General features: G+C 67.6%; 19 protein-coding genes. 9 read left to right on the forward strand and 10 right to left on the reverse strand.

All coding sequences use genetic code 11. The features are described 5' to 3' along the window. Nucleotides 1–5 precede the first annotated feature (5 nt). Complete coding sequence (locus AC1Q5S_RS18730) at nucleotides 6–1,394, reverse strand: phosphomannomutase/phosphoglucomutase (RefSeq protein ID WP_492239223.1); 1,389 nt, start codon at nucleotides 1,392–1,394, stop codon at nucleotides 6–8. A 131-nt stretch (nucleotides 1,395–1,525) separates the two neighbouring features. Here AC1Q5S_RS18730 and AC1Q5S_RS18735 point away from each other — a divergent pair, with 131 nt between their 5' ends. The 4 genes from AC1Q5S_RS18735 (at nucleotide 1,526) to AC1Q5S_RS18750 (ending at nucleotide 7,970) form a co-directional block, all read left to right on the forward strand. Further along, nucleotides 1,526–3,136 carry a DNA-3-methyladenine glycosylase 2 family protein gene (locus tag AC1Q5S_RS18735; RefSeq protein ID WP_492239233.1) on the forward strand — a complete coding sequence of 537 codons (1,611 nt, stop codon included), beginning with the start codon at nucleotides 1,526–1,528 and terminating at the stop codon, nucleotides 3,134–3,136. Between the two features lie 62 nt (nucleotides 3,137–3,198). Then, nucleotides 3,199–3,729, forward strand: a complete 531-nt coding sequence (locus AC1Q5S_RS18740; RefSeq protein ID WP_492239224.1) for a methylated-DNA--[protein]-cysteine S-methyltransferase — start codon at nucleotides 3,199–3,201, stop codon at nucleotides 3,727–3,729. Then, nucleotides 3,726–4,661 carry a DMT family transporter gene (locus AC1Q5S_RS18745; protein WP_492239225.1) on the forward strand — a complete coding sequence of 312 codons (936 nt, stop codon included), beginning with the start codon at nucleotides 3,726–3,728 and terminating at the stop codon, nucleotides 4,659–4,661. The genes AC1Q5S_RS18740 and AC1Q5S_RS18745 overlap by 4 nt, the downstream gene beginning before the upstream one ends. Before the next feature lie 9 nt (nucleotides 4,662–4,670). Further along, nucleotides 4,671–7,970 carry a sensor domain-containing protein gene (locus tag AC1Q5S_RS18750; protein ID WP_492239226.1) on the forward strand — a complete coding sequence of 1,100 codons (3,300 nt, stop codon included), beginning with the start codon at nucleotides 4,671–4,673 and terminating at the stop codon, nucleotides 7,968–7,970. Between the two features lie 106 nt (nucleotides 7,971–8,076). On the opposite strand, the gene AC1Q5S_RS18755 is transcribed toward AC1Q5S_RS18750, so the two are convergent. The 4 genes from AC1Q5S_RS18755 to AC1Q5S_RS18770 all read right to left on the reverse strand — a co-directional run bounded on the left by AC1Q5S_RS18755 (nucleotide 8,077) and on the right by AC1Q5S_RS18770 (nucleotide 13,385). Beyond that, nucleotides 8,077–10,056 (reverse strand): propionate--CoA ligase, encoded by a 1,980-nt coding sequence (locus AC1Q5S_RS18755; RefSeq protein WP_492239227.1) that lies wholly within the window; start codon nucleotides 10,054–10,056, stop codon nucleotides 8,077–8,079. A gap of 180 nt (nucleotides 10,057–10,236) precedes the next feature. Continuing rightward, on the reverse strand, nucleotides 10,237–10,842 hold the full coding sequence (locus AC1Q5S_RS18760) for an isochorismatase family protein (RefSeq protein WP_303837250.1): 606 nt from the start codon (nucleotides 10,840–10,842) through the stop codon (nucleotides 10,237–10,239). Nucleotides 10,843–10,866: 24 nt separating this feature from the next. After that, nucleotides 10,867–11,814, reverse strand: a complete 948-nt coding sequence (locus AC1Q5S_RS18765; protein ID WP_303837252.1) for a ribose-phosphate diphosphokinase — start codon at nucleotides 11,812–11,814, stop codon at nucleotides 10,867–10,869. 2 nt (nucleotides 11,815–11,816) lie between these two features. Continuing rightward, nucleotides 11,817–13,385 carry a thymidine phosphorylase family protein gene (locus AC1Q5S_RS18770; RefSeq protein ID WP_303837271.1) on the reverse strand — a complete coding sequence of 523 codons (1,569 nt, stop codon included), beginning with the start codon at nucleotides 13,383–13,385 and terminating at the stop codon, nucleotides 11,817–11,819. 147 nt (nucleotides 13,386–13,532) lie between these two features. On the opposite strand from AC1Q5S_RS18770, the gene AC1Q5S_RS18775 reads away from it, so the two are divergent. After that, nucleotides 13,533–14,096, forward strand: coding sequence for a C40 family peptidase (locus AC1Q5S_RS18775; RefSeq protein ID WP_303837254.1), 564 nt, complete (start codon nucleotides 13,533–13,535; stop codon nucleotides 14,094–14,096). A 38-nt stretch (nucleotides 14,097–14,134) separates the two neighbouring features. On the opposite strand, the gene AC1Q5S_RS18780 is transcribed toward AC1Q5S_RS18775, so the two are convergent. After that, nucleotides 14,135–14,509, reverse strand: a complete 375-nt coding sequence (locus tag AC1Q5S_RS18780; RefSeq protein ID WP_303837256.1) for a hypothetical protein — start codon at nucleotides 14,507–14,509, stop codon at nucleotides 14,135–14,137. Between the two features lie 248 nt (nucleotides 14,510–14,757). Between AC1Q5S_RS18780 and AC1Q5S_RS18785 the strand changes: the two genes are divergently transcribed. The 4 genes from AC1Q5S_RS18785 to AC1Q5S_RS18800 all read left to right on the forward strand — a co-directional run bounded on the left by AC1Q5S_RS18785 (nucleotide 14,758) and on the right by AC1Q5S_RS18800 (nucleotide 19,112). Then, entirely contained in the window at nucleotides 14,758–15,009 is a 252-nt protein-coding gene (locus AC1Q5S_RS18785; protein ID WP_303837258.1) for a GlsB/YeaQ/YmgE family stress response membrane protein, read from the forward strand. Nucleotides 15,010–15,023: 14 nt separating this feature from the next. After that, nucleotides 15,024–15,518: a hypothetical protein gene (locus tag AC1Q5S_RS18790; RefSeq protein ID WP_303837261.1), complete on the forward strand. Its 495-nt coding sequence runs from the start codon at nucleotides 15,024–15,026 to the stop codon at nucleotides 15,516–15,518. Nucleotides 15,519–15,678: 160 nt separating this feature from the next. Continuing rightward, entirely contained in the window at nucleotides 15,679–18,510 is a 2,832-nt protein-coding gene (locus tag AC1Q5S_RS18795; RefSeq protein WP_492239228.1) for a DEAD/DEAH box helicase, read from the forward strand. Between the two features lie 107 nt (nucleotides 18,511–18,617). Next, nucleotides 18,618–19,112 carry an EVE domain-containing protein gene (locus AC1Q5S_RS18800; RefSeq protein ID WP_492239229.1) on the forward strand — a complete coding sequence of 165 codons (495 nt, stop codon included), beginning with the start codon at nucleotides 18,618–18,620 and terminating at the stop codon, nucleotides 19,110–19,112. 36 nt (nucleotides 19,113–19,148) lie between these two features. Here AC1Q5S_RS18800 and AC1Q5S_RS18805 read toward each other — a convergent pair whose 3' ends face one another. From AC1Q5S_RS18805 to AC1Q5S_RS18820, 4 genes are all read right to left on the reverse strand, one after another. Next, a complete protein-coding gene (locus tag AC1Q5S_RS18805; RefSeq protein ID WP_492239230.1) occupies nucleotides 19,149–20,144 on the reverse strand; it encodes a class I SAM-dependent methyltransferase in 996 nt (331 codons plus the stop codon). Between the two features lie 188 nt (nucleotides 20,145–20,332). Beyond that, nucleotides 20,333–20,554, reverse strand: a complete 222-nt coding sequence (locus tag AC1Q5S_RS18810) for a DUF3079 domain-containing protein (protein ID WP_303837267.1) — start codon at nucleotides 20,552–20,554, stop codon at nucleotides 20,333–20,335. 45 nt (nucleotides 20,555–20,599) lie between these two features. Then, on the reverse strand, nucleotides 20,600–22,459 hold the full coding sequence (lpdA, locus tag AC1Q5S_RS18815; RefSeq protein WP_492239231.1) for a dihydrolipoyl dehydrogenase: 1,860 nt from the start codon (nucleotides 22,457–22,459) through the stop codon (nucleotides 20,600–20,602). Between the two features lie 16 nt (nucleotides 22,460–22,475). Beyond that, nucleotides 22,476–22,850 (reverse strand): 2-oxo acid dehydrogenase subunit E2 (locus AC1Q5S_RS18820; RefSeq protein WP_492239232.1); only part of this gene is annotated, 375 nt, incomplete at its 5' end.

Raw genomic sequence — 22,850 nt, forward strand, 5'->3', positions numbered from 1 at the left:
TCACTTCAGTGCGCCGCGCTGCCCACCTGGGCATCGGGCTTCACACGGTGCAGCAGGGCCAGCATGGCCGCCTCGATGCGTGCCAGCGCCTCGGGCGTGTGACCCTCGAAGCGCAGCACCAGCACGGGCGTGGTGTTGCTGGCGCGGATCAGGCCAAAGCCATCGGGCCAGTCCACCCGCAGGCCGTCGATGGTGTTGATCTGCGCCGGGGCCGCAAAGCTCTCGGCGGCCAGTGCCTGCAGCTCGGCCGTCAGGCGGTGCGGTTCGCCTTCGGCGCAGGCCACGTTGAGCTCGGGCGTGCTGAAGCTGGTGGGCAGGCCGTTGAGCACGGCGCCCGGGTCGGCACTGCGCGAAAGGATTTCGAGCAGGCGGCAGCCGGCATAGGTACCGTCGTCAAAGCCGAACCAGCGCTCCTTGAAGAAGATGTGGCCGCTCATCTCGCCGCCCAGGGGTGAACTGAGCTCTTTCATGCGCGCCTTGATGAGCGAATGCCCTGTTTTGTACATCACCGGCTGGCCGCCTGCGGCGGCAATGGCCGGCGCCAGGCGCTGGGTGCATTTCACGTCGAACAGGATGGGTGCGCCCGGCACGCGGCTGAGCACATCCTGCGCGAACAGCATCATCTGGCGGTCGGGGAAGATATTGGAGCCATCGCGCGTGACAATACCCAGCCGGTCGCCGTCGCCGTCGAAGGCCAGGCCCAGTTCGGCGTCGCCGGCCTGCAGGGCGGCAATCAGGTCGCGCAGGTTTTCGGGTTTGCTGGGGTCGGGGTGGTGGTTGGGGAAGTTGCCGTCCACCTCGGAAAACAGCTCGGTCACCTCGCAGCCCAGCGCGCGGAAGATGGCCGGGGCCGAGGCGCCGGCAATGCCGTTGCCGCAATCGACCACGATCTTCAGGGGGCGGGCCAGCTTCACATCGTCCACGATGCGTTTGCGGTAGGCCGCCAGCACATCCACATGGCGCACGCTGCCGCCGGGCAGCAGCTGCCAGCTCTCGGCTTCCATGGTGTGGCGCAGGGCCTGGATTTCGTCGCCATAGATGGCACGGCCGTTCAGCACCATCTTGAAGCCGTTGTAATCACGCGGGTTGTGGCTGCCCGTGACCTGGATGCCGCTGGCGCACAACGTGCTGGCCGCGAAATACAGGAGCGGCGTGGTGACCAGGCCGACGTCGATCACCTCAATGCCGGCTTCGACCAGGCCGCGTACCAGGGCGCCGCTGATGGCCGGGCCGGACAGCCGGCCGTCGCGCCCCACGGCCACCGTGGTCTGGCCTTCGGCCCGTGCCGCGGTGCCAAAGGCCCGGCCCAGGCCCAGGGCCACTTCTTCATTCAGGGTGGAGGGGACGATGCCGCGGATGTCGTAGGCCTTGAAGATGGCGGGTGTGGGTTGCACGGGAGGGTCTTTCGCTGGGAGAGAGGTCGAATGTTCGCTCCATTGTAGGGGGGCTCACCACTGCCCTGGCATTGCAGGCACAGGTCCGAAAATGGCCAGTGCGGCGGCGCCGCAGGCCTATCATGGCCCCCATGACCTCGCCCGCACCACGCCCTGCCACACCGGCCGACACCCTGATCGATCCATCGATCGACCTGTCGGCCGATGACGGCTGCTACCGCGCCCTGCAGGCCCGGGATGCGCGCTTTGACGGGCGGTTTTTCACCGGCGTCACCTCCACCGGCATCTATTGCCGCCCGGTCTGTGCCGTGCGCACGCCCCGGCGCGAAAACTGCCGCTTCTTCGCGCTGGCCGCGCAGGCCGAGGGCGCGGGTTTTCGGCCCTGCCTGCGCTGCCGGCCCGAACTGGCGCCGCAGGCGCTGGTGTGGTCGGTGCAGGACGCCAGCGGCATTCTGGTGCAGCAGGCCGTGCGGCTGCTCGATGCCCCCGAGGCCTGGTCCACGGGCGATGAGCGCGGCGCCACGGTGGCGCGGCTGGCCGCCCGCCTGGGCGTGAGCGACCGGCACCTGCGCCGCATCTTCGAGGCGGCCCTGGGGGTGTCGCCGCTGCAATACCTGCAGACGCGGCGGCTGCTGACCGCCAAGCAGCTGCTGACCGACACGCCCATGCCTGTCACCCAGGTGGCCCTGGCCAGCGGTTTTGCCAGCGTGCGCCGTTTCAATGCCGCCTTTGCCGGGCACTATGGCCTGAGCCCGACCCAGTTGCGCCGTGGCGGCGTCCGGCCCGCGGGCGAGCCAGCAGGCGTGGCTGGAGCCACGCTGCGGCTGGCCTACCGGCCGCCGCTGGATGTACCGGCCCTACTGGATTTTTTTGCCCGCCGCCAGTTCCACGGCGTGGAATGGGCGGGCGATGCCGCCACCCCGGTGCTGCGCCGCACGGTGCGCCTGCCAAGCCAGGGCGCTGCCGGGCAAGAGGCGCATTGCGGTTGGCTGGACGCACGCTTCGACCCCGCCCGCCACCAGGTGCTGGTGCAGACCAGCGACAGCCTGTACCCCGTGCTGCCGCAGGTGATACGCCGTGTGCGCGCCATGCTCGACCTGGACGCCGACCCGGCGGCCATCAATGCCGTGCTCCACCCCTTTTTCCCCGAGGGCGATGGCTTGCGCGTGCCGGGCGCCTTCGATGGCTTCGAGCTGGCCGTGCGCGCCGTGCTGGGCCAGCAGATCACCGTGGCGGCCGCGCGCACGCTGGGGCAGCGGCTGGTGGAGCGCTTTGGCGAGCCCATCGCCACGCCCTGGCCCGAACTCACCCGGCTGTTTCCCGCCCCTGCGGTGCTGGCGCAGGCACCCGGCGAGGCGCTGGGGCAGCTGGGCATCGTGCGCCAGCGCCAGGCAGCCATCGTGGCGCTGGCACAGGCGGTGGATGCGGGCCGGCTGCAGCTGCAGGGCGGCGCGGATGTGGCCACCACCACGGCGGCACTGTGCGCCCTGCCCGGCATTGGCGACTGGACGGCGCAGTACATCGCCATGCGCGTGCTGCGCTGGCCCGATGCGTTTCCGGCCGGTGACGTGGCCTTGCAAAAGGCCATGGGCGTGCAGGCCCAACCCCAGCCGGCCCGCGCGGCCGCCCAAGCCTCGCGGGCCTGGCAACCCTGGCGCAGCTACGCCGTGGTGCGTGCCTGGACGGCGGGTGGCAGCGCCCGCGCCAGCAAGGTAGCAGCAGTGCAAACTGCTATTAAATAAATAGCTATAGGCGCTTATTTAATAGGTACTTCAAGGCAATTTCACTCTAAAATATCATGGCCATGCAGTTTCACCCCTCCACCGTGCAGACCCGCACCGCCACCCGCCTGGGCACCGTGCGGCTGGCCGCCTCGCCCCAGGGCCTGGCGGGCCTGTGGTTTGATGGCCAGCGCCATCTGCCCCCGCAACTCGACGGACCCCGTGCCTGGCCGCAAGACCCACAGCACCCGGTGCTGGTGGCGGCCGTCGAACAACTGCAGCAATACCTGCGCGGCGAGCGCACCCGGTTCGAGCTGCCGCTCGACCTGGCGGGCGGCACGCCGTTCCAGCGGGACGTGTGGCAGGCGCTGCTGTCCATCGGTTGCGGCCACACCACCAGCTATGGCGCGCTCAGCCAGCAGCTGGGCCGCCCGGATGCCGTGCGTGCCGTGGGGGCCGCCGTGGCGCGCAACCCGGTCAGCGTGGTGGTGCCCTGCCACCGGGTGCTGGGCAAGGACGGCGCCCTCACGGGCTACGCCGGCGGCCTGGATCGCAAGAGCGCGCTGCTGCAGCTGGAGGGCGCCGCGCTGCGTCCGGCGCAGGCGCTGGCATGAGCGTGCCGGCCACCCAACCCATGTCGGCCTGGCTGGGCGAGTTCCTGCTGCTGGCGGCCCTGTGGGGTGCATCGTTTCTGTTCATGCGGCTAGGGGCGTCCGAATTCGGGCCGCTGCCCACGGCCGGGCTGCGCGTGCTGCTGGCCACGGTGTTCCTCTGGCCCCTCCTGCTGTACCAGGGCCAGTGGCCGCAGCTGCGCCGGCACTGGAAGCCGGTGCTGCTGTCGGGCGTGGTGAATTCAGCCATCCCGTTCGCCCTGTATTCCTGGGCGGTGCTGCACATCACCACGGGGCTGGCCTCCATCCTCAACGCCACGGTGCCGCTGTTTGGCGCCTTGGTCGCCTGGGTCTGGCTGGGCGACCGCATCAACCGCCTGCGCTGGCTGGGCCTGGGCATCGGTTTCGTGGGCGTGGCGCTGCTGGCATGGCGCGCACCGGGGGGCGCGGGCCTCCCATCGGATTTCGCCCCCTGGGCCATTGCCGCCTGCCTGGGGGCCACCACCTGCTATGCCATTGCCGCCAGCTTTGCCCGGCGCTACCTGGCAGGAGTGCCGCCACTGGCTGCGGCCACGGGCAGCCAGCTCGGGGCGGCGCTGGGTCTGTTCGTGCCCATGCTGTGGTTCTGGCCCGCCACCATGCCGGGGCTGCGCGCCTGGGCGGCCATCGTGGCCATCGTGGCCATCGCCATCCTCTGCACGGGCATTGCCTATATCCTCTACTTTCGCCTGATCGCCCACGCCGGCCCCAGCCGCGCGCTGGCCGTGACGTTTCTGGCGCCGGTGTTTGCCCTGGTGTATGGCGCGGTGTTTCTGCACGAGGCCATCACGCCCTGGATGATCGGTTGCGGGCTGGTCATCGTGTGCGGAACCATGTTGTCCACCGGCCTGATCGGGACCCCAAGCACCGCCGCGCAGGCCGCGAAACGGACCTAAACTCGGCGCATGGACCTTGCGCCAGTCCCCCACGACAGCCTTGCCACCTTGCAGCAGGCCACCCAGCACCTGCGCCAGCGCGAACAGCAGATGCGCCTGGCGTTGGAGGCCCTGGGCGGCGGGCACTGGGAATGGGACATCCCGCACCAGAAGCTGGCATGCCGTGGCCGCTTCTATGCCGCCTTCGGCATGGATGCCATCGACACCGACGATGCCTGGGACCGCTGGCACGCCCGGCGGCACCCCGACGATGCCGCACGCCTTGCCGACAAAATAGAGCGCGCCATGCGCGGGCAACTGGACACCTACGAAGCCGAGTTCCGTGTTCTCGACATGGCGGGCCGCTGGCGCTGGGTCATCTCGCGGGGCCTGGTGGGCGAACGCGATGCAGCCGGCCACCCTCTCACCCTGCTGGGCATGGCCGTGGACGTCACGGCCCAGCACGATGTCGAAGATGCGCTGCGCGCATCGGAGGCCCGATACACCACCATCTACCAGACCTTGCCCGACCCTGCGGGCATCTCACGGATATCGGACGGGCGCTATCTCGACGTGAATCCGGCGTTTTGCGAACTGCTGGGGGCAGAGCGCAGCGCCGTGGTGGGGCGCACTTCTGGCGAACTCAACATTTGGGCGTCGAGCCAGGAGCGCGCGCGCATGCTGGAAACCTACCAGCGCGAAGGCAAGGTGGACCGCCTGCCCATGGTGGCGCAGCGCCAGGGTGTGCGCGTGCCGGGCCTGATGTCGGCCCGGCCCATCGTGGTGGACGGTGAAAACTGTTTCCTGTTTGTCTTTCACGACATGACAGAGGCGCAGCGCACCAGCGATGGGCTGCGGGCGCTCAACAACCTGCTGCAGCAGGCCGGCCGCATGGCGCGCCTGGGCGCGTGGGAGAACACGCGCGGCAAGGGCACGGGATATTGGTCGGAGATCTGCTGCGAAATCCTTGGTCTGCCCCCCGGCACCCCGCCGCCGAAGAACTATATCCAGCAGTTCGTGGTGCCCGCCTGGCAGGAGACCCTGCGCAGCAAAATGCGCGACTGCTTCGTGCACCAGGCCGACTGGAGCCTGGTGCACAAAATCATCCGTGCCGATGGCCGCCAGGCCTGGGTGCGCGCCAGTGGCGAGCCGGTGCTGCAGGACGGCAAGGTCATCGGCATGCGCGGTGTGGTGCAGGACATCGATGCGGCCAAGCGCTCCGAACAGCAGCTGCGCCAGTCCGAAGACCGGTTCTCGCGCATCTTCCGTCTCATGCCCTACCCCATGGGTATGACGCGCCAAAGCGACGGCGCCTATGTGGAAGTGAACCCCGCGTGGGAGCAATTGCTGGGCTTCACGCGGGAGCAGGCGGTGGGCAGCTCGGCCATCAAACTGGGTATTTTCCAGGTGCAGGAACGCGCCCGCCTGATGGAAGCGATCCGGCAGACCGGCCAGATCAACGCCTTCGAGGTCAAGATGCGCACGCGCACTGGTGAGGAGCACACTGCACTGCAATCGATGCTTGCCACGGAGTTCGATGGCGAGGCTTGCTGGCTGTTTGCGCTGCAGGACATCACCGACCGCAAGCGCAGCGAAGAGCAGGTGCGCGAACGCGAGGCGCTGCTGTCGCTCACCCTCTCGGCCGCTGCGCTGGGCTTGTGGGACTGGGATCTGCAAACCGGCATGGTCAGCGGCGATGCGCGCTGGCGTGAGCTGCGCGGCGTGGCCTCCGACGAGGCCGGTGCGCCGGCCGTGCAATGGACGACGGCGGTGGCCGCCGATGCGCTACCCGGCATTGCGGCGGAAGTGGCGCGCCATGCCACTCACCCGGCCACCCCGTTCGATGCCACCTGGAAAGTGATGCTGCCCCAGCAGACAACCCGCTGGATCCGTAACCTGGGCAAGATCATCGGCCACGACGGCGCCGGCACCCCCGCGCGCATGCTGGGCGTGGCCATTGACGTCACACCACAGCGCGAGCAGGAAGAGCTGCTGCAGAGGCTGGCCCATTACGACGCACTGACGGGCCTGCCTAACCGCGTTCTGCTGGCCCACCGGCTGCAGAACAGCATGGCCCAGGCCCGGGCCCACGGCACCCAGCTGGGGGTGGCCTACCTGGACCTGGATGGCTTCAAGCCCGTCAACGACCGCCTGGGCCACGGCGCAGGCGACCGATTGCTGGCGGTGGTGGCGGGTCGGCTCGCGCGTGCGCTGCGCCCGCAAGATTGCGTGGCCCGACTGGGCGGTGACGAATTCGTGATCCTCCTGCCGGGTCTGGCCTCGCACACCGATGGCGAAGGCTTGCTGCAACGCCTGATGGAAAGCATTTCCTCGCCCTACACGCTCGATACCGAGCGGGTGGCCGTGACGGTCAGCATCGGCTACACCATGTTCCCCTCGGACGATGCGGACGCCGACACCCTGCTGCGCCACGCGGACCAGGCCATGTATGCCGCCAAGCAGGCGGGGCGCAACCGGTTTCACCAGTTCGACGCGGCCCAGGAACGCGCCCAGCGCGAACAGCACGAACAGGGCCTGCGTCTGCGCGAGGCATTGGCGCAAGCGCAGTTCGTGCTGTTTCTGCAGCCCAAGGTGGTCATGCAGACGGGCCAGGTGGTGGGTGCCGAGGCACTGGCGCGCTGGCAGCATCCCGAGCGCGGCCTGCTGCCGCCAGGTGCCTTTCTGCCGCTGCTGGACGGGACCGAGCTGGAAATCGTTTTTGGCCAGTGGGTGGTCGAAGCGGCAATGGCCCAGCTGGAGCGCTTGCTGGATGCGGGCCTGAATATGCCTGTGAGCGTCAACATCTCGGCGCTGCATCTTCAACACCCCGATTTTTCGGCCTGGATGGTGCAGTGCCTGGCCCGCCACCCCCGGGTGGCACCCAGCCTGCTGGAACTGGAAATCACCGAAAACGCGGCGCTGTATGATCTGCCCGCTGTGACCGGAACACTGGCCCGGCTGCGCGCGCTGGGCGTGGTGGTCTCGCTGGATGATTTTGGCACCGGCTATTCATCGCTCACCTATCTGCGCCGCCTGCCCATGGACACGCTCAAGATCGACCAGAGCTTTGTCAACGGCATGATGGGCGATCCCGGCGACCTGGCCATCGTGCAAGGCGTGATCGGCCTGGCCCGCTCTTTCGGCCACCGCGTCATTGCCGAGGGGGTGGAAACCGTCGAGCAGGGCCAGCTGCTGCTGCAGCACGGTTGCACGCTGGCCCAGGGCTACTGCATTGCCCGGCCCATGCCACTGGAGGACTTCATTGGCTGGGCCCGCCGCTGGAAGCCGCCCGTGCAGTGGCAGCAACATGCCGAGGAATATTCGATATGAAAATGGCTGAAGCGCCTGTCCATCAAACGCTTGCAGCTATTGGTTTTTAAAAAATCAAGGCCACGGCAGGCCTGGGCGTAAGCCGGCTGCCGCGCTATCAGCGCTATCAGTTACCCACCAGGTCTTTGACCTGCTGCAGCGCAGCCGGATCGTCCATCGTGGTCAGATCGCCCGGATCGCGGCGTTCGGCCACGGCCTGCAGGGCGCGGCGCAGCAGCTTGCCGCTGCGCGTCTTGGGCAGCACCGTCACGAAGTACACGCGCGCGGGGCGGGCCACGGCGCCAAGCTGGCTGTCCACCTGCTTCATCACCTCGCCTTCGAGCTTCAGGCGCGCGGCATCGTCCACCAGACCCGAGGTATCGCGCGGCACGGCAAAAGCCATGGCCACCTGGCCCTTGAGGCTGTCGGACACGCCCACCACGGCCACTTCGGCGATATTGGGGTGCGACGAGATGGATTCCTCGATCTCGCGCGTGCCCAGGCGGTGGCCGGCCACGTTGATCACGTCGTCGGTGCGGCCCAGGATGAAGTGGTAGCCATCGGCATCGCGGATACCCCAGTCAAACGTGCTGTAGATCAGGCGGCCGGGAATGCTCATCCAGTAGGTGTTGACGAAGCGCTCGTCGTCGCGCCACACCGTCTGCATGCAACCGGGTGGCAGAGGGCCTTCGATGGCCACCACGCCCTTCTGGTTGGGGGCCGTCAGTTCTACGCCGTTGGATTCATCGATCAGCTTGACGTTGTAGCCATACATGGCCTTGCCGGGGCTGCCAAAGCGGGTGGTCTGCTGCTCCACGCCGTTGGCCAGCGTGAGGATGGGCCAGCCGGTTTCCGTTTGCCAGTAGTTGTCGATGATGGGCACCGAGAGCGCATCGCTGATCCACTGGGCCGTGGGCTCATCGAGTGGCTCGCCGGCCAGCCACAGGGCCTTGAGGGTGGAGACGTCGTATTTCTGGAGCCACGAGGCGTCGTGCTTTTTTAGCACGCGCACCGCCGTGGGGGCCGAGAACATGTGCGTGACCTTGTATTTCTCGACAATGCTCCACCACACGCCCGCATCGGGCCGCGTGGGCAGGCCCTCGTACATGATGGTGGTCATGCCGGCGATCAGCGGGCCGTAGATGATGTAGCTGTGCCCCACCACCCAGCCGATGTCGCTGGTGGCGAAAAAGACCCCCGCGCTCCCCCGCTCACGCGGGTCGCTGCCCCCGGAGGGGGCAGCGTTTTCACCTTGGGGCGGCCCGGCGGTGAAAACATCCTCGCCCGCCTGGGCATCGAAAATGTGCTTCATGCTGGCGGCCAGCGCGACGGTGTAGCCACCGGTGTCGCGCTGCACGCCCTTGGGTTTGCCGGTGGTACCGCTGGTGTAGAGCGTGTAGCTGGGGTGGGTGGATTCCACCCACTCGCAGGGCACGGTGGCGCTCAGGTGCTGCGCGCGCAGCGCCGCCCAGTCGTGGTCGCGGCCAGCGCGCATGGCCATGGGTGCCAGGCCCCGGTCCACCATGAGCACGGCGGCCGGCTTGTGTTTGGACAGCGCGATCGCTTCATCCAGCAGCGGCTTGTAGGGCACGCTCTTGCCGCCGCGCGAGCCGGCATCGGCGCTGACGATGGCCACGGGTTCGGCATCCTCGATGCGCGAAGCCAGAGAACCCGAGGCAAAACCGCCAAACACCACCGAATGCAGCGCACCGATGCGCACGCAGGCCAGCATGGCAAAGGCGGCCTCGGCGATCATGGGCATGTAGATGAGCACGCGGTCGCCCTTCTTCACCCCCAGGCTCTGCAGCACGGCGGCCATGCGCTGCACTTCGGTGTGCAGTTCGGCAAAGCTGTAACTGCGCTCGGTGTCGGTTTCGGTGGAGATGGTCACCAGCGCCGGCTGGCTGGCGCGGTCTTTCAGGTGGCGGTCGATCGCGTTGTGGCACAGGTTGGTGGTGCCGCCGACAAACCACTTCGCAAACGGCGGGTTGCTGTAGTCGCAGACCTGCCGGGGTGGCGTCTGCCAGTCAATCAGTTGGGCCTGCTCGGCCCAGAAGGTGTCGCGTTGGTCGATGGACTGGCGGTAAAAGTCGGCATAGCTGGGCATGGGGAGTCTCCTCGGCATCTCTCGCCCTGCAGGGGCTGCAGGTTTTGAATTCATAATTATTCATGACGGGCTTGCGGGAAGCTGACGCACAAACGAAATCAATACGCTATTTATTTAATAGCTAGCAGCGCCTTCTGTATGGGCGCAGGAGGCCGAGAAGAGGTTAAATGATCAGCCGCCCTATTTCACCAGCGCCAGAACGTCCTTGAACACCGGGTTTTCGCAGCTGCGCAGCCACTCAAACGCCACCATCTCGGTGGTCACCAGCTCGGCACCCGCACCGGCCAGCCGGTCGAAGGCGGCATCGCGGTTGCGCTCGGTGCGCGCGCTGCAGGCGTCGGTCACCACCCACACTTCGAACTCGTCCTCGATCAGGTCCAGCGCGGTCTGCAGCAGGCAGACATGGGCCTCGCAGCCGGCGATGACGATGGTGCCACGCTCGGGCGCCTGCTGGGCGGGTTTTTGCAGGTGACGCGGCAGGCTGCGGGCATTGCCGCCCTGCTGGGGCTTGGCGGGTGGACGCAGCCATTCGCCCAGGCCTTCTTCCGCGGCGCTGAAGTGCATCTTGGCCAGCGTGTTCTGGCACAGGGCGCGCAGCGCGGCGTCGTTGGGGCCCAGGCGCGAGGGGTTCTGCTCGGTGCCCCATACGGGCACCTCCATGAGCCGGGCCACCTGGGCCAGGCGCAGCGCATTGGCCAGCACAGCGGGGCCTTCAAAGATGGCGGGCATCAGGCGTTCCTGGTAGTCCACCAGAACGAGTTGGGATTCAGAGGCGTCGAGCAGCATGGTGTCCTTCAGAAACGGGCCAGTTCACGGCAAAGGTGCTGATTGTCGCAGCCCACCTCGGCGCTGCAGCAGCGACCGGAGCGCCTGCGCCAGGGGTTCGGCCATGGCCACTGCGTTGCTGGCATGGGGAATGCAGTCGGTGCTCCAGACCTCGCCCACCCCGGCGTCGTGCAGCGCCTGCAGGGCATCGCCGGCAAACAGGGCATGGGTGACAGCCACGTCCACCGACGCCGCCCCTGCCGCCCGCAGCAGCCGGGTGGCCAGCGCCAGGGTGCGGCCGGTGCTGGCCATATCGTCGAGCAGCACCACGGCGCGCCCTGCGGCGGCGATGGGTGGCAGCTCGATCGTGACATCCCGGTCGCCGTGGCGCACCTTGGTGCAGACCGCGTGGTCCAAGCCATGGCGCGCGGCGGCCCGGGCTATCCACTGGGCCGACTCGCCATCGGGCCCGACCAGCAAGGCGTGCGGGCGCCGCTGGGCGATCAGGTCGGACAGCGGCTCGGCGCCACTGAGCGCGATGGCATCGGGCACGGCCATCGCCTCCTGCAGCGTCGCCACCCGGTGCAGGTGCGGATCGACCGTGATGACGGCATCCACCAGCCCGGCCAGAAACCCGCCCACCACCTGCTGGCTGACCGCTTCGCCGGGCGAAAAGGCAATGTCCTGCCGCATGTAGGCCATGTAGGGCGCCACCAGCGTGATATGCCGGGCGCCCAGGGCGCGCGCGGTGCGGGCCGCCAGCAGCAGCTCGACCAGTTTCTCGTTGGGATCGTGCAGGCTGCGCAGCAGCACCACCTGGGGCGGCAGGTGCCCTGCCCCGTCCACCGGCAGCCGCAATTGGAGCTCGCCATCGGGGAAGCGGTGGCGCTCGATCATCTTGACGGGCAATTGTGCAGCCTGGGCCAGTCGCCCGGCGGCATCGGTTTCGTCCTCAAAATGCAGCAGGCAGGCCTGCAATGGGTCAGCCAGCACGGTCAGAACTCCACAAACACCTGAGGCACGGCGTCGGCGCTGCCCAGGCGGTAGCCAATGTCGCGGGCGCTGGCCTGCCGGGCAAACTGCAGGTCGGCGGGGTAGCTGGCGTGCACGCGGTACAGCACATCGCCCTGCGCCACCGTGGCGCCCAGCTTGTGCACCAGGTCCACGCCCGCGCCCTGCACCTTGGGCGCACCCGCCAGCCGCGCCACACGGGCGATCTGGAAGTTGTCGATGCCCACCACGGTACCGCTGGCGGGTGCGCAGACCTCGAAGGTCAGCGGCCCCAGTTGCGGGTGCAGGTAATCGAACCCCTTGCTGCCCTGCGCAGCGATGATCTCTTCCATGCGCCGCAGGGCCCGGCCCGAATCGAGAATGTCGCGCGCAATCGCGTAGCCGTCGCCACCGCGCACGTCGGGGTCGCATTCGATCAGGCGGCCCGCCAGCCGCAAGGATTTCTGCCGCAGGTCGTTGGGCGCATCGGGGTCGTTTTGCAGCACACGCATCACGTCGCGCGCCTCCAGCACCGGGCCGATGCCGTTGCCCACGGGCTGGCGGCCGTCGGTGATGACCACGTCCAGCGACAGGCCCATGCGCCGCGCCACATATTCAAACAGGCGGCGCAAGCGCTGGGCCTCGGGCATGGAGCGCACCTTGGCCGTGGGGCCGATGGGAATATCGAGCACCAGGTGGGTGGCGCCGGCGGCCACCTTCTTGGACAGGATGGAGGCCACCATCTGCCCGGCCGAATCGATGGACAGCGGGCGCTCCACCGAAATCAGCACATCATCGGCCGGCGAAAGATTGGCCGTGCCGCCCCAGGCCAGGCAGCCGCGGTAGTCGCGCACGATGTCGGCCAGCTGCTCGGACGGCAGCTCCACCTTGGCCAGCACCTCCATGGTGTCGGCCGTGCCGGCCGGCGAGGTGATGGCGCGCGACGATGTCTTGGGACACAACATGCCATGGGCCGCCACGATGGGCACCACCAGCATGGTCGTGCGGTTGCCTGGGATGCCGCCGATGCAGTGCTTGTCGACCACCAGCGGCTCGTGCCAGTCGAGCCGCCGGCCGCTGGCCACCATGGCGTCGGTCAGGAAGAACACCTCTTCGCGGTCGAGCTCATCGCGGTGGCAGGCCACGACAAAGGCCGTCAGCTCGATCTTGGAATAGTGGTGGCCCGCAATGTCGCGCACGATGGCCGCGTAATCCGCCCGCGTCAGGCGCTCGCCAGAAATCTTGCGAAACAGCGCCCCCATGGACTCGGGCGGCTCGGCCTGCGTGACCGACACGGTGTGGCCGTTTTGCACATCTAGCTGTGCAAAGGCGTCTTCTGACAGGCCCAGCTCATGGCAGCCCACGATGGCGGTGTCGTCCACCACGTTCACGGTGGCCAGGATGTGGCGGCCATTGGCGCGCACCTCGATCTTGGACAGCGCCTGAAAGCCCTCGGCCCGGTACACCGCGCAATCGCGGTGCAGGTAGGCAACGTTTTCGTGCCAGGTGTCGATGGCTACGCGGCGCAAGGCGAGTTGGGCTGGAATCTGGGTGGAAACGGGTACAGCAGGCATGTCCCCGGGTTCGCTGGTCTCGATGTGCATGGGCAGCAGCCTACACCGTAAATGCCGCCGCCGAAACGGGAAAACGATTCAAATCAACAACTTGCGCAGAGCACCCGATTCCGGGCCTGTAAGAAAAGCGTGTTACCCTTCGCGCCCATGTCCCGTTGGTTCATCGCCTTACTCCTCACCTTTGCCTCTGCCGCCCAAGCTGCCCCTGCAGCGGCATCCCCCGAAGATATCGAGCGTTTTCTGGCCGATAAAGGCCTGCTGACCCAGCTCGATGACGTGCGCCATTCCGTCGCAGACAAAGCCCATGTGGTCGCCGACCGCACCGCAGACCTGCTCAGCAACGCCATGGGATTCATTGGCGTGCCCTACCGCCGCGGTGGCACCAGTGCGGCAACCGGCTTTGACTGCAGCGGCTTCGTGCTCGCCGTCTACGAGAAAACCGTGGGCAAGATCCTGCCCCGCAGGGCCGATGAGCAAGCTGCCAGCACCCAGGTGATCGACAAAAAGGAACTGCAGCCCGGCGATCTGGTGTTCTTCAACACCATGCGCCGCGCCTTCAGCCACGTGGGTATCTATGTGGGCGACGGCAAGTTCATCCACTCGCCCCGCACCGGCAGTGAAGTGCGGATCGAAGACATGCGCCAGTCCTACTGGCAGCGCCGTTTCGACGGGGCCCGCCGGGTCACCGCGGAAGCCAAAGCCCAGCCCTGAGCGTTGCGGCGCTGCAAGCCTGCGGCGCTCATCCCTGGTCAGGGTTTGATCACAGTGATCGTTTCAGTGCTTCGAATGGGTCCACCCGTGATATTGACAGGTCCCTTGTCGGGGTTGCTGCGCATGGCACGGGCGTCGGCCATGTCCTGCTGGTAACGCGACCGTGCCTCGGCTTCACAACCCTTGCGTTCCTTGCCTTGGGGCATGGCCTTGCATTCCTCCAGACTGATCTTCAACCCGCCACCGGCTTCGCGGATGGCCGACTGGTAGCGCTGCTGGGCCGTGGTGTCGGGCACAGCACCCCGCATCAGCGATGCCTCTGCGCCACCCTGCGCAAAGGCCGATACCGACATAGTGCCTGCAACCACCCAGGCCGCCGCGGCCAACAGGCCAGATGCCGAATAGTTCTTCATACGATTTCCTTTCGAGTTCATCTGAACGAAGAGGTCAATTTAGAAGCGGGGCACAGACGCCGCCATAGGCTGGCTCCCAGGCAAGGCGCAAGTACCGAGCGCGCCCGGGTGTCGGACAACGCCCACACGCGTGGGCCTTGCCTGCCCTGGACGCTTCTCGCCATGGCGCCAACACAAGGCCCTGTCTGACACACGCACCAGGGTCATTTGGCTTACATTGGCACCCATCTTTGCTACCAGGTGCCTCCATGCTTTCAATCCTCGGAACCCTCATTATCGGACTCGTCGTTGGCTTCATCGCGCGGGCGGTCAAGCCGGGCGACGACAAGCTCGGCTGGATCATGACCGCCTTGCTGGGCGTGGCCGGCTCGTTTCTCGCCAGTTACGTGGGGACGGCCATGGGCTGGTACCAGCAAGGCGCCGCTGCAGGCTGGATTGCCTCGGTGGTGGGCGCGGTGGTGTTGCTGGTGATCTACGGGCTGGTCAAAGGCAAGACCTGATTGCAGGCAGGCCCATGGCAAGCGCCCGGCAAATGGCCGCAGGCAACCCCGAACTGGCAGCGGCCGTACAGCGCAGCCGCCGCCTGCTGCACCGCCGCGCCCTGGTGGCAGCGGCGGCCAGCACGGTGCCGGTGCCAGGGCTGGACTGGGCGGTGGATGCCGCCCTGCTCTCGCGGCTGCTGCCGCAAATCAATGCCCAGTTTGGGCTCACGCCTGCGCAACTCGACCAACTCGACCCGCACAAACGCGAGCAGGTGCAAAAAGCGGTGACCCTGGTCGGGTCCGTGCTGATCGGCAAATTCATCACCAAGGAACTGGTGCTGCGCGCCGCCCGCGCGGTGGGACTGCGCCTCACGACAAAGCAGCTGGCCAAGTATGTGCCGCTGGCAGGCCAGGCGGTGGCCGCCGCCGTGGGCTACACCACCTTGCGCTACCTGGGGGAGCAGCACCTGCGCGATTGCGTGCAGGTGGTGCAACAGGCCCAGTTGAGGTTGCCGGCACCGCGCTGATTGCGCCTGAAAAAGTAGCTGCTTGCGCAGCTGCAATAAAGGTAAACAGCGGTTTTCATCCTATTTCTCAACCCCATCCGGGCGTGCACCACGCGCGCCACGCCACCAGCCAGCGCCCCTTTTGCTGTAGCCGCCCTCTTCCGAGGCAAAATTGCGGCCCATGGCTTCCGCTGGCGACAAGGCCCCCTCCCCCAAGCGCCCGACACCTGCGTTGCGTGAGCAGGGGGTGGCAATGTGGCTGGAGGCCCTGCGCAGCCACGCCGATCCGGCAGCGCTGCAGCGGCTCCCGCCGCTGGCCGATGCGGACGCGGCCCGCGTCATGGCCTTGCTCCGCCAGGACGGCGCCGCCTTGCCCCCGGCCCGCCCCGCCGAGCCAGCGCAGACAGCCGCGGCAGAGCCGGGCCAGTTTCGCCCCCGGCTGACGCTGCAGACCCTGGGCCGGGGCGACGGCCTGCTGGGCCTGCAGCCGCACGGAAAGCTCGGCCCGCGCAGCGGCAGCGTCACCCTTGCACGCATTGACTGGACCTACCGCACCCCCAGTGGTGCCGCCTGGCAGACACCAGCACCCACCACCGTGCTCAACAGCCGCCCGGCGCTGGAAGAAGCGCTTTACGACACCGGCGGCCCCGTGGTGCGCCTGCAGCGCAACCTGGCCGCCGAGGCCGATGCCATGGACCGCGTGTGGGAACTGGGCCTGATCCCCGTCGATGCGCGCAAGCTGCAGTGGCGCCACCGCGCTGCCGCAAGCAGCCTCGGCCCCGTGTGGACGCTGGCGCAGGAGGCACACTTTGGCGACTTCTGGACCGAGCAGATCCCCCCGCTGCGCGCCGAAGGCTGGAGCGTGGTGGTGCTCCCCGGCTTTGCGCACGAAAGCGTGCCCGTGCAGCGCTGGAAGCTGCGGATTGCCCCCGACACCGGCGAACTGCTGGACAAGGAGGTGGATGGTCCGCTGAGCGAACGCCAGCGCTCCGTGCAAAAGCCCATGCTGCCCGAGCGCGACGGCGCCTGGCTGCTCAGCCTGGGCATCGAGATCGATGGCGAGGCGCTGGACCTGGCCCCCCTGCTGGCCGACCTGCTGCGCCGCGACGCCCTCTGGCTCAACGCCCGGCAGATGGCGGCCATCGACGACATCGCCATCATCTCGCTGCGCGCACCCGGCGGCAAACGCATCGACGCGCCCGCCGGGCCGCTCAAAGCCATCGTGGGGGCGATGGTGGACCTGCTGACCGACCCGACCCGCAACCAGCGCAAGGACGGTGACCCGCTGCGCCTGGGGGCGTGGGAGGCCCGCCGCATCGAAGCGCTGCGTGCCGGGCTGGTGCAGGCCCACCGCGTGGGCACGGTCAATGGCTGGAACAACGACTGGCAGCTGCAGGGCGACGCGGGCCTGGCGCAGCTCGCAAAGCGCCTGCGCGCCATCGGCACGCCCCAGCCGGTGGCGGCGCCGCAGGGCCTGCAGGTGCAGCTGCGCCCCTACCAGCTCGAAGGCCTGGCCTGGCTGCAGTACCTGCGCGCCCAAGGCCTGGGCGGCATCCTGGCCGACGACATGGGCCTGGGCAAGACCGCGCAGGCCCTGGCCCATGTGCTGACCGAAAAGGTAGCCGGGCGCCTTACCCGCCCGGCGCTGGTCGTGCTGCCCACCTCGCTGCTCTTCAACTGGCAGGCCGAGGCCGCGCGCATGGCGCCGGGCCTGCGGGTGCTGGCCCTGCATGGCGCAGACCGTGGCAAACGCTACCTGCACATCGCCGACCACGACCTGGTGCTGACCACCTACCCGCTGCTGTGGCGCGATGTGGACGCCCTGGCCGAGCAGCCGTTTCACCTGCTGATTCTGGACGAGGCGCAGATGGTGAAAAACGCCGGCAGCCGCAGCGCCCGCGCCCTGCGCCAACTGCAGGCGCCGCACCTGCTGTGCCTGACGGGCACGCCGCTCGAAAACCACCTGGGCGAGCTGTGGGCCCAGTTCGACTTCCTGATGCCGGGTTTTCTGGGCGATGTGCGCAGCTTCACCGCCCGCTGGCGTAAACCCATCGAGGAAAACGGCGAAACCCTGCGCGCCCAGCTGCTGGCACAGCGCGTGCGACCTTTCATCCTGCGCCGCCGCAAGCAGGACGTGGCCACCGAACTGCCCCCGCGCACCGAGACCGTGCTGCGCGTGCAGCTGCAAGGCCAGCAGCGCGAGCTGTACGAGGCCGTACGCACCACGGCCGACCAGCAGGTGCGCCGCGTACTGGAGCGACAGCGCTTCGAAGGCGCGCAGATCACCATTCTGGACGCCTTGCTCAAGCTGCGCCAGGTCTGCTGCGATCCCCACCTGGTGAAGGGAGCGAAAGTCCACCCCGGCACCGAACGCGCCAAGCTGGAGCTGCTGGCCGACCTGCTGCCCGCCCTGGTCGATGAAGGGCGCCGCGTGCTGGTGTTCTCGCAGTTCACCGCAATGCTGGCGCTGGCGGCCGAGTTGCTCGACACCCTGGCCCTGCCCCACCTCACCCTCACCGGCCAGACACCGCCACGCCAGCGGGGCGCGGTCGTCAAGCGCTTTCAGGCGCAGGACGATACCAGCGCCCCCATCCTGCTTGCCAGCCTCAAGGCCGGCGGCGTGGGCCTGAACCTCACGGCGGCGGATACCGTGATCCACCTCGAACCCTGGTGGAACCCCGCCGTGGTAGAACAGGCCACCGCCCGCGCCCACCGCATCGGGCAAAACCAGCCCGTGTTTGTCTACCAGCTGGTGGTGCAAGGCAGCATCGAAGAACGCATGCTGGAACTGCAGGCCCGCAAGGCGGCGCTGGCCCAGGGTGTGCTGGGCCACGACGCCGAGGGTGCGGTCAAATTCAGCGAAATCGACCTGCACGCCCTGCTGGCCCCGTTGACCGAGCCCGCCAACAACCCGCTGGGGATACCGGGCGAAGACACTCAGCGCTGGGGCGGCACGGGCCAACGGCGGCCCCGGCCCATGCAGCCCCAGGATTTGAATGATTTTGGCCCTTAGCGTACGATGGGAATGCGCCAATAGCTATCAAATATGAAGCGAATAGAACACCCGGCACACCACCCGCACAAGAGCCAGCCCACCATCGCATTTGCCACAATGGCGCCATGACCGCACCGCCCATCGCTCCAGCCCGCTCCCTGCGCTACTGGCTGATGAAATCCGAGCCCGACGAATGCTCCATCGACGACGCCCTGGCCGCGCCCCATGCCACCGTGCCGTGGACCGGCGTGCGCAACTACCAGGCCCGCAACTTCATGCGCGACGGGATGCAGGTGGGTGACGGCGTGCTGTTCTACCACTCCAGTTGCCCCGAGCCCGGCATCGCCGGCATTGCGCGCGTAGCCAGCGGCACGCGGCCTGACCCCACGCAGTTCGACCCGGCATCGCCGTATTACGACCCCAAATCCTTGGCGGACAAGCCCCGCTGGCTGCTACTGGACGTGCAGGCACTGCGCAAGACGCGCCTCGTCAGCCTGGCGGATCTGCGCGGCGCGCCGGTGCTGGCAGGCATGCGCGTGCTGCAAAAAGGCAGCCGCCTGTCCATCACGCCGGTGGAGCCCGAAGAGTGGCGCGAGATTACCGAACGGTTGCTGGCCTGACGCAGCCCGGCGATACCCGCACACCGCGCCCGCAGGTCAAGTGGGCGGCTGCGGAGGCGGTGCGGTGGAGCCCGTCAGCTCCGGCAGCGTGTACACCAGCACTTTCAGCGCCCTGTCCTCGTCCACATCCGCAAACACCGCCGGGTTGGCCACGCGTTCCACCAACACCAGCTCTGGCGCCAGCGCACGCATCTGATCGCGCAAGAAATCCACCCCCAACTCGGGCGCGTTCAGGCACAGCAGCACGTGGCCGCCCGGCGCCAGCAGGTCGGGCAGGCGGCGCATCAGGCGGGCGTAGTCCTTGGTGGCCACGAAGCTGCCCTTCTGGTAGCTGGGCGGGTCCACGATCACCAGGCCATAGGGTCCGCTGCGGGTGATCTTGCCCCAGCTGCTGAAAATGTCGTGCGCCAGAAAGCTCGCGCCCGTGCTGATGCCGTTGAGCTGGTGGTTCTGCTGCCCGATGGCGATGGCGCCGTGACCCATGTCCACGTTGACCACATTCTTGGCCCCCGCCTGCAATGCCACCACCGAAAACGCGCAGGTGTAGGCAAACAGGTTGAGCACCTTGAGGCCATAGCGGTCGGCGCTGCGCGCGGCGGCGTAGTCGCGCACCCAGCGGCGGCCCTCGGCCATGTCGAGAAACAGGCCGTGGTTCTGGCCGCGCAGCACATGCACCTTGAATTGGCTGCCCTGCTCGGTCACGGCATGCGGCTCTGGCACGCCGCCGGCCATCAACCGCGTTTCGGTGCGGCCCTGGGTGCGCAGCGCCTCATTGCGGCACTGGAACACCCAGTTCAGCGGCAGACCGGGCGCCAGCACCTCCCAGCGCCGGGCCAGCGCAGTGCCGATGGCAAGCAGCTGCGCCTCGGTCTCATCGCCCGCCGGCAAGAAACTGGTGAGCACGAACACGGGCGGATAGGCATCCAGCGTCCACTGCTCGCAGCCGGGGTGCATGCCACCCCGGCCATGGAAGATGCGCTGGGCGTCGGTGGGGAGCTGCATCTGGGCGATGGCGTCGAGCAGGGCTTGCATGGGGTCCAATGGGCGCGTGGTTCCACGCGGAAAAGGGAGCGGAGAGCGGAGTGGCCGCGTGATGCGGACAAGCCCCATCCGCGCTCAGAAATCTCTTGAACTGTCAGAAGCGCTGTATTTTCAACCGCTTGTAGCTGCTATTTTAATAGCGCCTCAAAGCAGCCTGGTAACAGCAACCGTTTCCGCAGTCAGGACCGGGGAGGGGTGCTTTCCCCCGTGGCTGGCGCTACCGGTTCCGCGTCAGCCCCCAGGCCCCACTGGTCCCAGTCGTCTCCAAACAGCTCCGCAGGGTGCTGCGTGCGGTCCGAGCCGTTACCGCAGCGCATGTCCTTGGCGGGGCAGTACAGGTCGCAGCCCCAGCACACCCGCTCGGGGTGGGCGGGGGCCTTGGGGAACTTCTTGACTGCCATGGCATTTCTCCAGAATCTGTTACCGGGCTCCTGCCGTAATGCGCGTTACTTGCGCGCTGGTGGCACGTCGGTGCAACTGCCGTGCGCAATCTCCGCCGCCATGCCGATGCTTTCGCCCAGCGTGGGGTGTGGATGGATGGTCTTGCCGATGTCCACCGCGTCGGCACCCATTTCGATGGCCAGCGCGATCTCGCCGATCATGTCGCCCGCGTGCGTGCCGACGATGCCGCCACCCAAGATCCGGCCGTGGCCATGGGCCTCGGGCGAGTCGTCGAACAGCAGCTTGGTCACGCCTTCATCGCGGCCATTGGCGATGGCGCGGCCGGAGGCCGTCCAGGGGAACAGGCCTTTCTTGACCTTGATGCCCTGGGCCTTGGCCTGGTCTTCGGTGAGGCCCACCCAAGCCACTTCGGGGTCGGTGTAGGCAACGGACGGGATCACGCGGGCGTTGAAGGCGCTCGATGCCAACTCCTTGTTGCCCTGCAGTTCACCGGCGATCACCTCGGCCGCCACATGCGCCTCGTGCACCGCCTTGTGCGCCAGCATGGGCTGGCCCACGATGTCGCCGATGGCGAAGATGTGCGGCACGTTGGTGCGCATCTGGATGTCGACGTTGATGAAGCCGCGGTCGGTGACGGCAACCCCCGCCTTGTCGGCGGCGATCTTCTTGCCGTTGGGCGTGCGGCCCACGGCCTGCAGCACCAGGTCGTACACCTGGGGTGCTGGCGCGGTGCCGCCCTCTTCCGCTGGGGCGAACGTCACCTCGATGCCTTCGGGTATGGCCTTGGCGCCCACCGTCTTGGTCTTGAGCATGATGTTGTCGAAGCGCTTGGCGTTCATCTTCTGCCAGATCTTGACGAGGTCGCGGTCGGCGCCCTGCATCAGGCCGTCCATCATCTCGACCACATCCAGGCGCGCGCCCAGAGTGCTGTACACAGTGCCCATTTCCAGGCCGATGATGCCGCCGCCGAGGATGAGCATGCGCTTGGGAACTTCCTTGAGCGCCAGGGCGCCGGTGGAATCGACCACGCGCGGGTCGTCGGGCATGAAGGGCAGGCGCACGGCCTGGCTGCCGGCGGCAATGATGGCTTTCTGGAAGGCGATGACCTTCTTGGTGCCCGTCTTCTCCTGGCCGGTGCCGGAGGTTTCTTCCACTTCAAGGTGGTTGGCACCTACAAAGGCTCCATAGCCGCGCACGGTGGTCACCTTGCGCATCTTGGCCATGGCGGCCAGGCCGCCGGTGAGCTTGGCTATGACTTTCTCTTTGTGGCCGCGCAGCGTGTCCACATTGACCGTGGGAGCGCCAAAGTCGATGCCCGCCGCGGACAGGTGCGATACCTCGTCCATCACGGCGGCCACATGCAGCAGCGCCTTGGAGGGGATGCAGCCCACGTTCAGGCACACGCCGCCCAATTGGGCGTAGCGTTCGACCAGCACCACCTTCAGGCCCAGATCGGCTGCGCGGAAGGCGGCGCTGTAACCGCCAGGGCCGCCGCCGAGCACGAGCACGTCACATTCCAGATCGGCGGTACCCACCAAGCTGGACGCCACTGGGTTGATCGCTGCTGGCGCTTGTGGGATGGGCGCTGGATTCGTTTTTTGTTCAGCTGCTGCCGCCACGGGGGCCGCAGGGGCCGGTGCGACTGCCGGGGCCGCAGCACCTGCGCTCGCGACCTCCAGTGTCAGCACCACCGAGCCTTCGGCGATCTTGTCGCCCAGCTTCACTTTCAGCTCCTTCACCACCCCAGCGTGGCTGGAGGGGATCTCCATCGAGGCCTTGTCGGACTCCACGGTGATCAGGCTTTGCTCGGCCTTGATGGTGTCGCCGGGCTGGACCAGCACTTCGATGATGGCCACTTCGGCGAAGTCGCCGATGTCTGGCACCTTGATGTCGATGATTGCCATGGGTGTTGCCCTCGCGTTACATCACGATGCGGCGGAAGTCCGCCAGCAGCGAGGCAAAGTACACGTTGAAGCGTGCGGCGCTGGCGCCGTCGATCACGCGGTGGTCCCAGCTCAGGGAGAGCGGCAGCATCAGGCGCGGGGCAAACTGCTGGCCGTCCCATTGGGGCTCCAGGCTGCTCTTGCACACGCCCATGATGGCGACTTCAGGTGCGTTGATGATGGGCGTGAAGTAGCGCCCGCCAATGCCGCCCAGCGAGCTGATGGAGAAACACCCGCCGGTCATGTCGGCCGGACCGAGCTTGCCGTCGCGCGCTTTCTTGGCCAGCTCGCCCATCTCCTGGCTGATCTGCACGATGCCCTTCTGGTCGGCGTCGCGGATGACGGGCACAAC

The organism is Acidovorax sp. GW835-FHT14B10, assembly GCF_058793725.1.

Coding starts and splice junctions, on each gene's coding strand:
- AC1Q5S_RS18735 (WP_492239233.1), top strand. CDS start 1,526: ATGACCTCGCCCGCACCACGCCCTGCCACACCGGCCGACACCCTGATC.
- AC1Q5S_RS18740 (WP_492239224.1), top strand. CDS start 3,199: ATGCAGTTTCACCCCTCCACCGTGCAGACCCGCACCGCCACCCGCCTG.
- AC1Q5S_RS18745 (WP_492239225.1), top strand. CDS start 3,726: ATGAGCGTGCCGGCCACCCAACCCATGTCGGCCTGGCTGGGCGAGTTC.
- AC1Q5S_RS18750 (WP_492239226.1), top strand. CDS start 4,671: ATGGACCTTGCGCCAGTCCCCCACGACAGCCTTGCCACCTTGCAGCAG.
- AC1Q5S_RS18755 (WP_492239227.1), bottom strand. CDS start 10,056: ATGCCCAGCTATGCCGACTTTTACCGCCAGTCCATCGACCAACGCGAC.
- AC1Q5S_RS18760 (WP_303837250.1), bottom strand. CDS start 10,842: ATGCTGCTCGACGCCTCTGAATCCCAACTCGTTCTGGTGGACTACCAG.
- AC1Q5S_RS18770 (WP_303837271.1), bottom strand. CDS start 13,385: ATGCCTGCTGTACCCGTTTCCACCCAGATTCCAGCCCAACTCGCCTTG.
- AC1Q5S_RS18775 (WP_303837254.1), top strand. CDS start 13,533: ATGTCCCGTTGGTTCATCGCCTTACTCCTCACCTTTGCCTCTGCCGCC.
- AC1Q5S_RS18780 (WP_303837256.1), bottom strand. CDS start 14,509: ATGAAGAACTATTCGGCATCTGGCCTGTTGGCCGCGGCGGCCTGGGTG.
- AC1Q5S_RS18785 (WP_303837258.1), top strand. CDS start 14,758: ATGCTTTCAATCCTCGGAACCCTCATTATCGGACTCGTCGTTGGCTTC.
- AC1Q5S_RS18790 (WP_303837261.1), top strand. CDS start 15,024: ATGGCAAGCGCCCGGCAAATGGCCGCAGGCAACCCCGAACTGGCAGCG.
- AC1Q5S_RS18795 (WP_492239228.1), top strand. CDS start 15,679: ATGGCTTCCGCTGGCGACAAGGCCCCCTCCCCCAAGCGCCCGACACCT.
- AC1Q5S_RS18800 (WP_492239229.1), top strand. CDS start 18,618: ATGACCGCACCGCCCATCGCTCCAGCCCGCTCCCTGCGCTACTGGCTG.
- AC1Q5S_RS18805 (WP_492239230.1), bottom strand. CDS start 20,144: ATGCAAGCCCTGCTCGACGCCATCGCCCAGATGCAGCTCCCCACCGAC.
- AC1Q5S_RS18810 (WP_303837267.1), bottom strand. CDS start 20,554: ATGGCAGTCAAGAAGTTCCCCAAGGCCCCCGCCCACCCCGAGCGGGTG.
- lpdA (WP_492239231.1), bottom strand. CDS start 22,459: ATGGCAATCATCGACATCAAGGTGCCAGACATCGGCGACTTCGCCGAA.